General features: G+C 62.1%; 16 protein-coding genes. 5 read left to right on the top strand and 11 right to left on the bottom strand.

Annotation, left to right across the window (positions count from 1 at the left end):
- Nucleotides 1-13: 13 nt before the first annotated feature.
- Nucleotides 14-697 (bottom strand): tetratricopeptide repeat protein, encoded by a 684-nt coding sequence (locus tag D460_RS0104400; protein ID WP_018897296.1) that lies wholly within the window; start codon nucleotides 695-697, stop codon nucleotides 14-16.
- Between the two features lie 104 nt (nucleotides 698-801).
- A complete protein-coding gene (locus D460_RS0104395) occupies nucleotides 802-1386 on the bottom strand; it encodes an NnrU family protein (protein WP_018897295.1) in 585 nt (194 codons plus the stop codon).
- A gap of 122 nt (nucleotides 1387-1508) precedes the next feature.
- Between D460_RS0104395 and D460_RS0104390 the strand changes: the two genes are divergently transcribed.
- Nucleotides 1509-2555 (top strand): polysaccharide deacetylase, encoded by a 1047-nt coding sequence (locus D460_RS0104390; protein WP_018897294.1) that lies wholly within the window; start codon nucleotides 1509-1511, stop codon nucleotides 2553-2555.
- Between the two features lie 775 nt (nucleotides 2556-3330).
- Here the strand turns inward: D460_RS0104390 and sbmA are convergent.
- Nucleotides 3331-4596, bottom strand: coding sequence for a peptide antibiotic transporter SbmA (sbmA, locus tag D460_RS0104385; RefSeq protein ID WP_018897293.1), 1266 nt, complete (start codon nucleotides 4594-4596; stop codon nucleotides 3331-3333).
- A 123-nt stretch (nucleotides 4597-4719) separates the two neighbouring features.
- Nucleotides 4720-5916 carry a YbfB/YjiJ family MFS transporter gene (locus D460_RS0104380; RefSeq protein ID WP_026282783.1) on the bottom strand — a complete coding sequence of 399 codons (1197 nt, stop codon included), beginning with the start codon at nucleotides 5914-5916 and terminating at the stop codon, nucleotides 4720-4722.
- Between the two features lie 151 nt (nucleotides 5917-6067).
- On the opposite strand from D460_RS0104380, the gene D460_RS0104375 reads away from it, so the two are divergent.
- The gene (locus tag D460_RS0104375; protein WP_026282782.1) at nucleotides 6068-6634 is read left to right on the top strand and encodes a PadR family transcriptional regulator; all 567 of its coding nucleotides are present in this window, start codon (nucleotides 6068-6070) and stop codon (nucleotides 6632-6634) included.
- 104 nt (nucleotides 6635-6738) lie between these two features.
- On the opposite strand, the gene map is transcribed toward D460_RS0104375, so the two are convergent.
- Together map and D460_RS0104365 are read right to left on the bottom strand one after the other, a co-directional pair.
- The gene (gene map / locus D460_RS0104370) at nucleotides 6739-7497 is read right to left on the bottom strand and encodes a type I methionyl aminopeptidase (RefSeq protein ID WP_018897290.1); all 759 of its coding nucleotides are present in this window, start codon (nucleotides 7495-7497) and stop codon (nucleotides 6739-6741) included.
- Nucleotides 7498-7610: 113 nt separating this feature from the next.
- Nucleotides 7611-8672, bottom strand: a complete 1062-nt coding sequence (locus D460_RS0104365; protein ID WP_018897289.1) for an LLM class flavin-dependent oxidoreductase — start codon at nucleotides 8670-8672, stop codon at nucleotides 7611-7613.
- Nucleotides 8673-8847: 175 nt separating this feature from the next.
- Between D460_RS0104365 and D460_RS0104360 the strand changes: the two genes are divergently transcribed.
- Entirely contained in the window at nucleotides 8848-9225 is a 378-nt protein-coding gene (locus D460_RS0104360) for a hypothetical protein (protein WP_018897288.1), read from the top strand.
- A gap of 71 nt (nucleotides 9226-9296) precedes the next feature.
- On the opposite strand, the gene D460_RS0104355 is transcribed toward D460_RS0104360, so the two are convergent.
- The 4 genes from D460_RS0104355 to D460_RS0104340 form a co-directional block, all read right to left on the bottom strand.
- On the bottom strand, nucleotides 9297-9713 hold the full coding sequence (locus D460_RS0104355) for a DoxX family protein (protein ID WP_018897287.1): 417 nt from the start codon (nucleotides 9711-9713) through the stop codon (nucleotides 9297-9299).
- Between the two features lie 30 nt (nucleotides 9714-9743).
- The gene (locus D460_RS0104350; RefSeq protein ID WP_018897286.1) at nucleotides 9744-10205 is read right to left on the bottom strand and encodes an SRPBCC family protein; all 462 of its coding nucleotides are present in this window, start codon (nucleotides 10203-10205) and stop codon (nucleotides 9744-9746) included.
- Nucleotides 10206-10303: 98 nt separating this feature from the next.
- Entirely contained in the window at nucleotides 10304-11563 is a 1260-nt protein-coding gene (locus D460_RS0104345; RefSeq protein WP_018897285.1) for an RNA polymerase sigma factor, read from the bottom strand.
- Nucleotides 11560-11934, bottom strand: coding sequence for a YciI family protein (locus D460_RS0104340; RefSeq protein WP_018897284.1), 375 nt, complete (start codon nucleotides 11932-11934; stop codon nucleotides 11560-11562). Before D460_RS0104340 ends, D460_RS0104345 begins: the two co-directional genes overlap by 4 nt.
- Nucleotides 11935-12104: 170 nt before the next feature.
- Here D460_RS0104340 and D460_RS35840 point away from each other — a divergent pair, with 170 nt between their 5' ends.
- The gene (locus D460_RS35840) at nucleotides 12105-12284 is read left to right on the top strand and encodes a hypothetical protein (protein WP_026282781.1); all 180 of its coding nucleotides are present in this window, start codon (nucleotides 12105-12107) and stop codon (nucleotides 12282-12284) included.
- Entirely contained in the window at nucleotides 12285-12710 is a 426-nt protein-coding gene (locus tag D460_RS0104330; RefSeq protein ID WP_018897282.1) for a type II toxin-antitoxin system VapC family toxin, read from the top strand.
- Nucleotides 12711-12774: 64 nt separating this feature from the next.
- Here D460_RS0104330 and glpK read toward each other — a convergent pair whose 3' ends face one another.
- Nucleotides 12775-14268 carry a glycerol kinase GlpK gene (gene glpK / locus D460_RS0104325; RefSeq protein WP_018897281.1) on the bottom strand — a complete coding sequence of 498 codons (1494 nt, stop codon included), beginning with the start codon at nucleotides 14266-14268 and terminating at the stop codon, nucleotides 12775-12777.
- Nucleotides 14269-14287 lie beyond the last annotated feature (19 nt).

Raw genomic sequence — 14287 nt, 5'->3', positions numbered from 1 at the left:
AAATACCCTAAACTCAGCCCTGTGCGGCGGGCGCCTTGCCGGATGCGGTGATGTTATCAAGCATCATCTGGGCGCGATTGGCAACATTGCGCGGTGACTGCGCATCGTCGGCGATCGCCTGGTACCACTGGCGGGCCTGAGCCATGTTGCCGGCCTTGTAGGCGGCAAGGCCGAGCGCTTCGCGAGCGGAGTGGCGGAATGCGTTGGTCGGAACGGCCATTTCCTCGACCTGGGCCGAGACCTGCTCATAGGTGCCGTTTTCGATCAGGAGCCATGCGGCGCGCATCTTGGCGGCATCGCGGATCGGCGCCGGCGCCTTGGCGTCCTTGCCGATCACGTCGAAGGCGGCGATGGCGCCCGTGGCGTCACCCTTCTGGGCAAGCACGGAGGCGGCGCGCAGGCGCGCCAGGATCGGATAGTCGCCGTGACCTTCCTTCTCGAGCTTCTCGAGCGCTGTCAGCGCCTCGTCGCTCTTGTTCTCGTCGGCAAGCTTCATGGCGGCGATGAACTGGTCGCCGGTGCCGGACGACTGGTTGTTATCCCAATACTGGAACACCTTGTAGCCGACCGTGCCGAGAACGATGAGGACGGCCAGAACGATCAGGTAGCGGCCGAAACGCTGCCACGCACCCTTCATCTGGTCCGAACGCAGTTCCTCATTGACCTCACGAATGAAGCTATCGTCGTTGAATGCCATTCTCGTCTCCGGCAGCGGATATGCAAAATCATGCGGGTTGCACGCACATTGTCGGGCCTTCTACCCCATTTTGCATCCGTTGTAAGGGGGATGTGAAAGAATCGTTACATCACAAGCGGAGAAACGCCGATCACCAATTCGTGCAGCTTGAACAGGATGACCGCCCAGAGCACCGCGCCGATGACCACGGCATAGAGATCATACTTGGCCGAGACGAACACCGGCAGCTTGATTTCCCCATTGCGCAGCCGCTGCTTCATCGAGATCCGGAGCAGCACCGCCCAGGCGAGAAACGCCACGAACAGCACGATCGCCTCCGGCTCGCCATTGGCGAGAAGATGCGACAGCGCCCAGATCTTGATCGCCACCAGAAGCGGAAACTTCAGCTTGGCGCGGATATGCCCGGCGGGCAGGAAGCCCGCCACCAGACAGATCATCGCGATCAGCATCAGGGTCAGCGTGATATGCGCCATCCAGATCGGCGGATTGTAGAGCGTGCCATACATGCCGCGCGCCTGATCGAAGGCATAGGCGAGGAACAGCAACGTCACGATGCTGAGGATGCCGTGGACGGCGCCCCAGACCGGCTTGCCGAGCTTGTCGATCATCGACCGGCGAAAATCCGGAACGATGACGCGGATGAGGTGAAGGCCGATAAAGAGGATGAGGCTCAAGATGAGAAGCTGCATCGCTAAATTCCTGTTTTGACTATGAGACAGGCTTATCGTCGTGTGCAGGAAAATGCCAGCGGCACCGCAGCTTCGCCTCAATTCTGTAACAGAAAAGCCCGAAACAAATCGTCGCGGTGCCCATGTCTCGTATAATCTCTCGCTCCTGTCTTTCCCTTTCGCTTGCCCTCTCGCTGCTCGCGCCGGCCGCTGCCCCGGCGCTCGCCCAGACCGCCGACGGCGCCTCAAACGTCAACCCGGCAACCAAGCCGAAGCAGCTGGTGATGATCTCCTTCGACGGCGCCCACGACAACGCGCTGTGGCAGAAGAGCCGCGAGATGGCGGCCAGGAACGGCGCGCATTTCACCTATTTTCTCTCCTGCACCTTCCTGATGAACAAGGAAATGAAGAAGGCCTACCAGGCGCCGCACCAGAAGCCCGGCCGCTCCAACATCGGCTTCGCCCAGAGTGACGACGAGATTCGCGAGCGCCTCGGCAACATCTGGCACGCCCATCTCGAAGGCCACGACATCTCCAGCCACGCCTGCGGCCATTTCGACGGCCGCCAGTGGAGCGAGGCCGACTGGTCGGACGAATACGCCACCTTCCACCGGACGCTGAAGAACGCCTGGAAGGGCGTCGATCTGGAAGAGCCGAAGGGCTGGCAGGATCTGGTCGACCACGGCATCCACGGTTTTCGCGCCCCTTATCTGTCGGCGACCGCTGGCTCGGACATGATCGCCGCCGAAAAGAAGGCCGGCTTCACCTATGACGCCAGCCTCGTCACCAAGGGTCCGGCCATGCCGGTCGAGGAAGGCGGCATCATCCGCTTCGGCCTGCCCTTGATCCCCGAGGGCCCGCGCGACCGCCCGATCGTCGGCATGGACTACAACCTCTTCGTCCGCCACTCCAAGGGCGAGGAAGACAAGGCCGACAGCAAGGAATTCGAAGACCGCGCCTACGCCGCCTTTTCCCGCGCCTTCGACAAGCAATATACGGGCGACCGCATTCCGCTGCAGTTGGGCTTCCACTTCGTCGAGATGAACGGCGGCGCCTACTGGCGGGCACTCGACCGGCTGGTGAGCGATGTCTGCCGTAGGGCTGATGTGGCCTGTGTGAGCTATTCGGAGGCGATCCCTGTGATCAAGGCCCGCGGCAAGCTGCAGGGGACGCCGGCTTCGGGGTTGTGATTTTTTTGGGGGGAGGCCGTCAGGCGTTTTGCCCACCATCTGCCTACCGGTGAGCGTTTTACCGTGTGATACCCCCTCTGCCCTGCCGGGCATCTCCCCCACAGGTGGGGAGATTGGCTGGGCGCAACCGCTCGCTCCACGCTCATTGCTTGATTGGGGAGCAAGCCACGAGTCGATCTCCCCCCTTGTGGGGGAGATGTCCGGCAGGACAGAGGGGGGTATTGCTCTGCGCCAACATCAGCGACATCGAACCCTCCCCATACCACCACCCCACCGCACGGGCACAACCACCCACCCCACAAAACAAATCCCTCAACCCACTCAACACCCTACCCCCAACCCGACACCTTTCTCATCCCCACCCCACACCACCCCGCCATACTCCCCTCGTCACCGCACTGGGAGCCGGGTCGCGAACCGGATGCTCAGCCGCTCGAAATCCGGCGTGTGGTGATGGTTGCCAAGGGGATCGGACGCCGTCAGGGCCGATGATCCACCGGCAAGACCGATCCGAGAGACGCTCCTGTCGGGTCGGGCGAACCGGAAACCGAGGCGATCGGGCAGGCGGACAGCCTGACAACCAATACCACCAATAACAAACCGCCTGCCCTTCCCGCTTTATGACGCCGGCCGTCGTGAGGCTTTGCTTCGCGCGCGGTTGTTGGCGTGCGTGGTGGGTTGGATGAGCGTTCTGGCGCGTAACGCCCCCCACAAACAAAAAAACGCCGCGCATCCAAGACACGCGGCGTCTCGCAAACTCCATTCCGCCCGCGAACTAGCCGTCGGCGTGAATAATCCCCTGCTCGCGCTCCAGATAGCGCTGGTCGATATCCGGCAGCGGCTCACCGTCGATGGCGGATTCGAAGGTGCGCAGGCGCTTGTAGATGGAGAGCAACTCGACGATCGTCGTCCACGAATTGACGAGATACTGGAACGAGCCGCGCACCTGGTCGAAGACGTTGTTGATCTGCGTGAGCAGGCCAAGCGTCAGCTTGCCGGCGACGATCGACGGGACCAGCACGATCAAGCTGAACAGGTTGTCGGCCTGCAGGTAGAAGATGCGGGCGACGTTGAAGTACATGTAGTGGAAATAGAGCCGGAAATAGTTGCGGCGGACATTGGCGAAGAGCTCGGCCACTGTCGGCGGCGTGGCGCGGTCGGCGTGGTCTTCGCCGTAGACGAGTTCCTTGCGGTAGGACGCTTCGACGCGCTGGTTGCGGAATTCGAGGCCCGGCAGCTTGATGCCGACGAGGCCGAGGAACACCGTGCCGAACACCGACCAGAAGATCGCCGCCCAGACGAGCGCATGCGGGACGTCGCCGATCAGCGGCAGTTCGGTGATGCTGGCGCCGATCTTGAAGAGAACCGGCAGGAAGGCGATCAGCGTCATTACCGAGCTGACCAGGCTGACGCCGAGGCTTTCGACCGTCGACGAAAAGCGCATCGTATCTTCCTGCACACGCTGCGAGGCGCCTTCGATGTGGCGCAGCTTCGGCCAGTGGGCCATGTAGTATTCGTTCATCGCCGTGCGCCAGCGGAAGATCCAGTGGCTGACGAAGAACAGGTTGAGCACGCCGACGGTGATCGCCACGAAGGCGATGCCGGCAAAGCCGAGCATGCCGAGATAGAGCTGCGAGGCGGTGACGGGCGCGGTCTTTGCCAGCGCCTGCTGGATCAGGTCGTAGAACGGACCGTACCAGGCATTGATGGCGACGCTCACCTGCACCGAGAAATAGGTGTTGAAGATGATCAGCGCCGAGCCGAGCACCGACCACATCTGCCAGCGATGCGGGCTGTAGGTAAACCAGAAGCCCGCGAAGATGGCGACGAAGACGATGTAGTAGATGTAGAACCACAGGAACGGCGTCGACCAGAACACGGACACGCCGATCGGCGCTTCCTGCCCGGCAGCCAGCGGCGGCAGGCCGATCGCGGCGCCGAGGCTCGAGCCTCCGAAATACCAAAGGAGAACGCCGATGAGCGCCCAGACGACGGCCGATGTGAAGAAGAGTTTCGGCTTCGGGAAGTAGGATAGAAACACGGGTGGGATTGCTTTCCTGAACGAGTGTCTTCGCAAGCTCTATAAGAGCGATTGCGCCGGAAATTAAGGCAGTTCGCGGAAAGCGGCAATGGCCTGACGCCATTGTTACGCAATTGTAACCGCTTAGGAGAGCTTCTTGATCACAGGCATGACCATGATGGCGCAGACGACGAGCGCCACAGCCGCCACATAGGTGGGCGCGACGAAGCTTCCGGTCCGCTCGGCCAAAGCGCCGGCGACGATCGGACCGACGATCTGGCCGAGGCCGAAGGCCGCCGTCATCATCGCGAAGGCCCGGCGCGGGCTGGAAGGAACCAGCTTGCGGCCGATCTGCAGACCGTAGGCGGTAATCGCCAGGAACGTCGCACCGAACAGCGCCCCGCCAATCAGCGGCGCTACCGATGGCGGCAGCATCACTGTCGCGAGCACGCCGAGCGCTTCGACGAGAAGGGCCGCGACATAGATCCAGCCGAGCCCGAGCGGCCGCACCAGCGGCTTCCACGCAAATAGCGCGACGGCAGACGTCAGCCCCGCGATGAACCAGCAGAGGAATTCGACCACGGCACCTGATGCCGCCATCCGGGCGATGGTGACGAGGAAGGTGGCGGTGATGACATAGCCGAAGCCGAAAAGGCCATAGGAGAGCGTGACCAAGAGCATCGGCCGGCTCCACGTGATCGGCGGCTCCTTGCCGGTCTGCCCGCTGGCAACAGGGCCCGCAGGCAAAAGCAGCCAGACGAGCACAAGGCTGATCGCCGAATAGATCGCCCCGCCGATCCAGTCGATCCGCCAGGCATCCGGGCCGCCATGCGCGATGAGCCCGATGACGAAGACCATGACCGACGACAAAGCGATCCCCGCCCCGGGCCCGCCAAAATGCGCCGATTGCACATGGTCGTTGCCGGCGGCAGCGCCGTGGCTAAGCACGATGGACGAAGTGAAGATCATCGCGAAGGCGCTGGCGAGGCCGGCGAGAAAGCGGATGACGGCAAAGAGCATAACGGAATGGGTCATGGCCATAGCGGCGAGCAGGATGGCGTTGGCGAGAAGTGCCGACAGCGCCACCTTGCGCTCCCGCCCCGCCGCCCAGCCGTAAGCGGCGAGAACCGCGCCCACGAGATAACCGACGAAATTGGCCGACGCGATGAAGCCGGCATCGGCGGCCGACAGCGGCACGCCGCTCATCATGCCGGGCAGGATCGGCGTATACGAAAACCGCCCGAAGCCCATGGCAGCCGCCATGGCGATCATTCCGGCCAGCGCCGTGCGAAACAGGGGTGCATGGGAAGGTGTGGGGGGAAGTTCATTGCGAGCCAACATGGCTCGCTTATCGCGCCGCACACCGCGAGCCGCAATCAAGATTTTCTGATGAACCCATCAATTCCGGAAATTTACGGCCTGCCCTTGAAACGCCATATCTTACGATATATGTTTTACGACATAATCAACGATACATCATAAGGAGTGATCGATGAGAGGTTTTAGAGGTGGAATGATGGGTGGCGGTGGCTTTCGCATGGGGCGGAAGTTCGCGGCAGGCGATCTGCAGCTGGTGATCCTGGCGCTTTTGGCCGAACAGCCGCGCCATGGCTACGAGCTGATCAAGCTCTTGGAAGAGCGCTCCGGCGGCTTCTATGTCCCAAGCCCCGGCGTCATCTATCCGGCGCTGACCTATCTGGAAGAAACCGGCCTCGCCGAGGTCGAGGCGGAGGGCACGAAGAAGCTCTACCGCATCACCGAAAGCGGCCGCAAACAGGTCGAGCAGAACAGTTCCATGATCGAAATGACGCTTGGAAAGCTGGAGCGCATCGGCGAGAAGATGGCGCATGTACGCCGTATCTTCGATCCGGAAAGCCGTGGCCCGGACCGCGAGGAAGAAGCCTTCCCCGAGGACAAGAGCGAAGTCGTCGCCGCCCGCATGCTTTTGAAATCGGCGCTGAAGCTGCGCTATCCATGGTCGAAGGACGAAGCCAAGCGCATCGCCGGCATCCTGGAACGCGCCGCCGCAGAAATCCTGCAGCAGCCCAAGCAAGACTAAGCACGACCGGCTTCACAGAACCAAACGGAAACGCCCTGCTCTTTGAGCAGGGCGTCTCGCGTTATGTGTCCGTTATATCGTAAGACAGATCGTCGGAACCGACGTTACACCTGCCCATCCGGCAGCGTCAGGATCATCGGCCCGTTGCGGGTCGCGACCACGGTATGTTCGTATTGCACCGTCGGCGCCTGCGGATCGGCGTAGAGCGTCCAGGCGTCGTCGCCGCCCTCGGCCCATGTGGCGCCGAGCGACAGGAAGGGCTCGACGGTGAACACCAGCCCATCCGTCATGATCCGCTTTTCGGACGGATCCGGCCATGTCGAAAGCTCGCCTGGCTCCTCGTGCAGCGAGCGGCCGACGCCGTGGCTGGCGAGGTTCGCCACCAGCGTATAACGGTTCTTGGCCGCGAACGCGCCGATCGCCTGGCCGATCTTGGCGAGCGGCTCGCCCGATTTCACCTGGTTGAGACCGACCCAAAGCGCCCGCTTGCCGTCACGGCAGAGCTTGTCGAGCTTGGATTTCGACGGCGGCACGACGAAGGAGGCGCCGGTATCGGAGAAGAAACCATCCTTTTCGGCCGAGACGTCGATATTGACGAGATCACCAGGGCGGATGACGCGCGCGCCGGGAATACCGTGCGCGATCTCCTCGTTGACGCTGATGCAGGTTGCACCGGGAAACTGGTAGCAGAACTCCGGCGCCGAGCGCGCGCCGGCACTTTCAAGCACCCGGCGGCCGATATCGTCGAGTTCCTGCGTGGTGATCCCCGGCTCCATGGACGACGCCATGATCTGGATCGCATTGGCGCAAATGCGGCCGATCTCTTTGAGCTTCAGGAGTTCGTCTTCAGTCTCGATAATCATGAAATTCCGTTTCCGGCCCTAAGGTTACGGCCGGTCGGCCGGCTCTCGAATCTGGAACAGAACACGACGCCGGGGGAAATCCAATTCATCCTTTACGCCATGAAGCTCCTGCTTTAGGCGCTGGCTTTCGCCCCTTCGCCGCTCTCAGTCAATGCCTTTCTGACGATCGGCGCGACTTTCGTGCCGTAGAGCTCGATCCCGCGCATGATCTGGTCGTGCGGCATCAGGCCGATCGCCATCTGCAACAGGAAGCGATCGTTCTTGAACAGCTTGTGATGCGCGATGATCTTCTCGGCCACCACTTCAGGATCGCCGACGAAGAGCGCCCCCTTCGGCCCGCGCGAGGCGTCGAAATGCGGGCGGCTCGTCGGCCCCCAACCGCGCTCGCGGCCGATCCGGTTCATCACTTCCGCCTGCGGTCCGTAAAACTGATCGGCCGCCGCATCCGTCGTGTCGGCGACGAAACCGTGCACGTTGATCGATGTCTTCAGCTTGGCCTGATCCTGCCCGGCGCGCCGTGCCGCCTCGCGATAGAGATCAAATAGCGGCGCAAACCGATGCGGCTCGCCGCCAATGATGGCCAGCGCCACCGGCAGCCCGAGCGCACCCGCGCGCGCCACCGACTGCGGCGTGCCGCCAACCGCAATCCACACCGGCAGCGGGTCCTGGAACGGCCTTGGATAAACGCCGCGCCCGTTGATCGCAGGCCGCATCTCGCCCGACCACGTCACCGCCTCGCTGTCGCGAAGGGCAAGCAGAAGGTCGAGTTTTTCCTCGAAAAGCTGGTCGTAATCCTCGAGATTATAGCCGAACAGCGGGAAGGATTCGATGAACGACCCCCGCCCCGCCATGATCTCGGCGCGGCCGTTGGAGAGAAGATCGAGCGTCGAGAACTGTTGGAACACCCGCACCGGATCGTCGGAGGACAGCACGGTGACGGCGCTCGTCAGCCGGATGTTCTTGGTCTTCACCGCAGCCGCCGCCAGCGCCACGGCCGGCGCGGACGCCGCGTAATCCGGCCGGTGATGCTCACCCAGCCCGAAGACGTCGAGGCCCACCTGATCGGCAAGCTCGATCTCCTCGATCAGATGCTTCAACCTCTCGGCCCCTTCCGCCCCCTTGCTCCTGGAAGGATTGGGGTTGACGTCTGCGAAGGTATAAAGGCCGAGTTCCATGGCTTGCATCCCGTTGAAATCTTTAGATTGCAGATAAGGATGGCCGAGGTGGGGCGCAATGACAAATTCTAGAACGGATCGTTCGATAAAGTTGATGGGGGAGCTAGGCGGAACGAGAGCTAGCGTCGTAGAAACAGCGATCCCAATCTCCACTCAGGATCGAGGCACATCACCAATGAAGCTGGACACCCGTCATAAGATCTATGGCCATACGATTGCCGAACATATCGATACGCTGCCAGACGAACTTGAGGTCGATGCTGTCGGTTTATGGCAAATAGTTCCAGCCGGGCGGGACGGCTTTCAGCTGGAGAACGCGGAGCTCACCGAGTTTATAAGACAATGCATCCTGGCGCTGCTTGCCTCGGGCGCCAAGCCTGTGAAAGGCGGCGCGGGAACGAAGTTCGACTGGATTCTACAAACACATTACGGCGAGTCTGACCTGGATATCGCCAATTCGATCGTAAGCGAGTGGCTGGAAACCGGAGCCGGAGATGTCAGTCCCGGAGGAGTGTGGTTCGCATTGCCGTCGCCCTCGGTCGGCTTTTCTTAGGGCACGGGCCGAGACCGCCGCCGATAACCGTACCGGCCCCGCCGCCAAATCCGACTCTCATTTCAATCACTTCAGAGCCTGAACGGAATCATCCTGCGAACCGCCTCGTAGCGCAGATAGAGCCCGCCCCAGGCCATCAGCCCGAGATAGACGCCGAAGAGCAGATGCGAAAACACCGGGCTCCCGACCCTCAAATGCGTGGCGATCGCGCCGCCGAGCAGGCCGGTGAGCAGGATCGCTCCCAGCACCGAGGTGCGCGGGATGGCGTAAAGCAGCGCGCAGGCGAGCGTGATGATGCCGAGGCTGCGGGCCAGCATCGGGTCGGCGGAGTAGCCGAGCGCCGTCAGCGTTTCGGTCACGGGCGCGATCGGTACCAGCTTGATCGCGCCGTCGAAGACGAGGAAGGCGACGATGAGGCCGCTGAGCACGAGGCCGGTGATGGTCTGCCAGCGCGGTTGCGCAGGATTTGAATCAATGATTGCGGACATCGTCCCATCCCCTTGTTCGGCTTGTTCGAATCACATCCGCGCCAGAAGCTCGGCGAGCTGATCGGCGCATTTGCCCCAGCCCTCGTGAAAACCCATTTCCTCGTGGGTCTTCTTGTCCTCGGCGGTCCAGTGCACGGCCGTTGCCGTGTATTTGGTGCGGCCGTTGCCGAGATCCTCGAGCAGTACGGTCGCCGTCATGAACGGCTTTTCGGATGGCACCCAGGCGCTGGTATAGGCGTCGGTGAAGACCAGCTTCTCTTTCTCGATCACTTCGAGATAAACGCCGCGATTGGGAAACTCCTGCCCCTCTGGGCTGCGCATCACGATCAGATTGGCGCCGCCGGCGCGCACGTCGAGCTTGGCGTCGGATATCGTCCAGGGACGCGGCACAAACCACTCCTTCATCAGCTCGGGATCGGTCCAGGCCTTGAAGATCTTTTCGCGCGGCGCATCGAATTCGCGGACCAGAATAAGCTCGTGCATGGCGGTCATGTGTCGTCTCCTGTTTCGTGAAACCTGTTCTTGATCAGTCTGTTACAAGAACGTTTGAGATGTCGCCGATCCGACAAGGCGCAAGGTGATTTCTGGAATTATTTCACCGCCGGCAACGCCGGCTCCATCTTCAGGCTGTCGATCTGCCGGCGGATATGCGCGGCCTCGGGTGCAGAATGCGCCAGCGCGATCGCCCGATCGAAAGCCTCGCGCGCCTCGCGCGGCCGGCCGATCTGCTTCAACAGCCCGCCGCGCAGGCCGTGATAGTAGAAATAGCCGTCGAGCTTTTCACCGAGCGTCTCCACCAATGTCAGCGCCTCGCCCGGCCCTCTGAGCTTCGACACGGCGACCGCCCGGTTGAGCGTGATGACGGGGGACGGCTGCATGCGCTCCAGCGCGCGGTAGAGTAGCTCGATCTCCTCCCAGTCGGTATCTTCGGCCCTCTTGGCGCGCGAATGCAGCGCCGCGATCGCCGCCTGAAACTGGTAGCTTCCCGGCTGCCGGTGGCGGATCGCCTTGTCGAGCAAAGCCAACGCTTCGTTGATCAGCTCGCGGTTCCAGAGCGACCGATCCTGATCCTCGAGCAGCACGATCTCGTTGTCGGCGCTGAAGCGCGCCGGGCGCCGGGAGATCTGCAAGAGCATCAGCGCCAACAGCCCCATCAGCTCCGGCTCTGCAGGAAAGATACGCAGCAAAAGCCGCGCCAGCCGGATCGCCTCGTCGGAAAAGGCGCAGGCCTCCGCCTTGGGGTCGGCCTGGCTGTAGCCCTCGTTGAAGACGAGATAGATCATCGTCGAGACGATCGACAGCCGCTCGGCCCGCTCCGCCGCATCCGGCGTCTCGAAGGGAACGCCGGCCTTGGCGACACGCGCCTTGGCCCGCGTGATCCGCTGCTCCATGGCACTCTCGCCGACCAGGAAGGCGCGGGCGATCTGCTGCACCGAGAGGCCGGAGACGATCCTGAGCGCCAACGCGATCTGCTGCGTCGCCGGCAGGTCGGGGTGGCAGCAGATGAAGAGTAGCCGCAATATGTCGTCGCGATAATTGGACGTATCCAGCCGCTCGGCGATATCGCTCTCGGCATCCTCGGTGTCTGAGATCAGCTCCTCGTCCGGCAGCGCCTGGGTCTTCGAACGCTTGCGCACCGCGTCGATGCCGCTGTTGCGGCCGACGAAGATCAGCCATGCCGTCGGATCGCGCGGCGGCCCCTTGTCCGGCCAGGTTCTGATGGCGCGCAGGCAGGCCTCCTGAAAGGCCTCTTCCGCGATATCGAGATCGCGAAAGTATCTGAGCAGCGCGCCGAGCGCCTTCGGCCGGGCGGAAGCGAGCGTCACGTCGATCCAGGCAATGTCTGTCATGTCGCACTCTCTCCCGGCCGGAACACGTAGAACGGCCTGATTTCATAGGATGTGGAGCCGGGATTGACTGACGAAAGCTCTTTGGAAAAGGCAACGGCCTCCTCCAGCGTGTCGAAGTCGACCACGTAGAAGCCGAGCAGCGCCTCCTTGGTCTCGGCAAACGGACCATCGAGCACCAGCGGCTCTTCCTTGCCCTTGCGCACGGTGGTCGCCGCCGTCGTCGGCATCAGCCGGCCGACAGGCCCGAGCTTGCCGCTTTCGGCCAAGGGCGCCTGAACCGCATAAAGCTTCGCCATCACGGCGTCCTCTTCCTCCTTGGTCCAGGAGAAAACCCGCTCTTCATCGGCATAGCAAAGGATCGCATACAGCATCTCATACTCCTCTTCCTCAATGACGAAGGAGTAACGCGCCCGCCGACAGGACGCAGCAAAAAATTAGTGAGATGTGGAAGACATGACTGGACTGAACTGCGGCGTGCTGTCGGAGATTGTTTCTGAATGCTTCGCTTGAACTAAGCATGTTTTGAAGTCATGTTATCTCCATGGTTCAGGTAAAAGCATCACCAGCAAGCGTCACGGTTCGCAACTCGCGAACAGGACAGCTCGTGACCGTGAAGGGTGCCGGTGCGCTCAAGGGAAGCGAGCTTTCAATCAAGCCTGGCCTCGATCTGACCAAACCCATTGCAAAACAGGTGCTTAAAGAAAAGCCGAAGGCCAGGTAATTGGCTGGAGCGGTCCTCGACACGCACGCTTTGTTGTGGTTGGTCACACAGCCGGAAACACTTCATGACGACGCATTGGTCGCGATAGCCGGCGCTCAAGAAGCCGGTAGGCTTTTCGTTTCACCGATCACGGCATGGGAATTGGCGATTGCGGTCAACAAGAAAACGAATGCCCCTGATATCGGCAACTTCAGCGTAAAAGATTGGTTTAAAGCAGCACTCGACGCCACCTCGTCCAAACTGGTGCCGATAGGTCCGACGATCGCCCTTGAAGCTGCCAACATAATTGCGAAGACCGGTCACAAAGACCCCGGCGATTGCTACATCATGGCAACTGCCAGATACAAGAAAGTCCCGATTGTCACCCGAGACGCAACATTGGGTCAGATAGCGGAAGCAGGCTATATTCAGGTCGTCGGCTGCTGAATTGCTGTTCAGCAGCCGACGCCTGCCGATCTTAATAAAAGTCGCAGCCGTAGCCGCAATCCTCTCACCCCTCACTCAACGTCCGCTTCACCGCACTCCGCCAACCCTTGAGCTTCGCCGCCCGCGTCTTCTCGTCCATATCCGGCTCGAAGCGGTTGTTGCGCTTCCAGTTCTTGGCGAACGCCGCCTTGTCGGGCCAGACACCCGCCCGGCTGCCGGCGAGCCAGGCGGCGCCCAGCGCCGTGGTCTCAAGGATCACGGGGCGGTCGACGGGTGCGTCGAGAATGTCGGCCAGCCGCTGCATGGTCCAGTCGGAGGCCACCATGCCGCCGTCGACGCGCAGCACCGTCTCGTCGACGCCGCCCTTCCAGTCCTTGTGCATGGCGTCGAGCAGGTCTCGCGACTGGTAGCAGACAGCCTCGAGCGCCGCGCGCGCGAACTCCTTCGGCCCGCTGTTGCGCGTCAGGCCGAAGATCGCGCCGCGGGCGTTCGCATCCCAGTGCGGCGCGCCGAGCCCGGTGAAGGCCGGAACCAGATAGACCTCCTGCGAGGGGTCGGCGGCATCGGCCAGTTCTCCGGTCTTCGAGGCGCTGTCGATGATGCCGAGCCCGTCGCGCAGCCATTGCACGGCGGCTCCGGCGATAAAGATCGAGCCCTCAAGCGCATAGGTCGTCTCGCCGTCCAGCCGGTAGGCGATGGTCGTCAAGAGCCGGTTTTTCGAGCGCACCATGTCGGCGCCGGTGTTGAGCACGGCAAAGCAACCGGTGCCGTAGGTGGATTTCATCATGCCCGGCTCGAAGCAGGCCTGCCCGATCGTCGCCGCATGCTGGTCGCCGGCAACGCCCAGGATCGGGATCGCGGCGCCGAAGATGTGAGGTTCGGTAACGCCGAAATCGGCCGCGCAATCCTTCACCTCGGGCAGCATCGCCGAGGGAACGCGCAGGATCTCCAAGAGGTCCTTGTCCCATTCGTTGCTGGCGATGTTGTACATCAGCGTCCGCGACGCATTGGTGGCATCGGTCACGAAGCTCTTGCCGCCGGTGAGCCGCCAGATCAGAAACGTGTCGATCGTGCCGAAGCAGAGCTCGCCCTTGGCCGCCCGCGCCCTCGCCCCCTTCACATTGGCGAGCATCCAGGAAAGCTTGGTGCCGGAGAAATAGGGATCGAGCAGCAGCCCGGTCTTCTTGGTGAAGGTCTTTTCCAGATCCTGCTTCTTCAGCTTGTCGCAGTAGCTTGCCGTGCGGCGGTCCTGCCAGACGATGGCGTTGTGGATCGGCTTGCCGCTCTCGCGCTCCCAGACGACAACCGTCTCGCGCTGGTTGGTGATCCCGAGTGCCGCGATGTCCTTGGCGCTGATCTTCGCCTCGCGGATCGCCATCTTGATGGTCGAGACGACGCTGTCCCAGATCTCTTCGGGATCATGCTCGACCCAGCCGGATTGCGGATAGATCTGCTTGAATTCCTTCTGGCCCGCGCCGGCGATCTTCATCTCGCCATCGAACACGATCGCCCGCGTCGACGTCGTCCCCTGATCGATCGCCAGTACATACCCCGCCATTGTCATCCTCCCATGAACT

The organism is Rhizobium sp. 2MFCol3.1 (genome assembly GCF_000377565.1).
Classification (GTDB): domain Bacteria; phylum Pseudomonadota; class Alphaproteobacteria; order Rhizobiales; family Rhizobiaceae; genus Rhizobium.
Note: the sequence above shows the minus strand (reverse complement) of the source record. Positions and strands in the feature narration are given on the sequence as shown.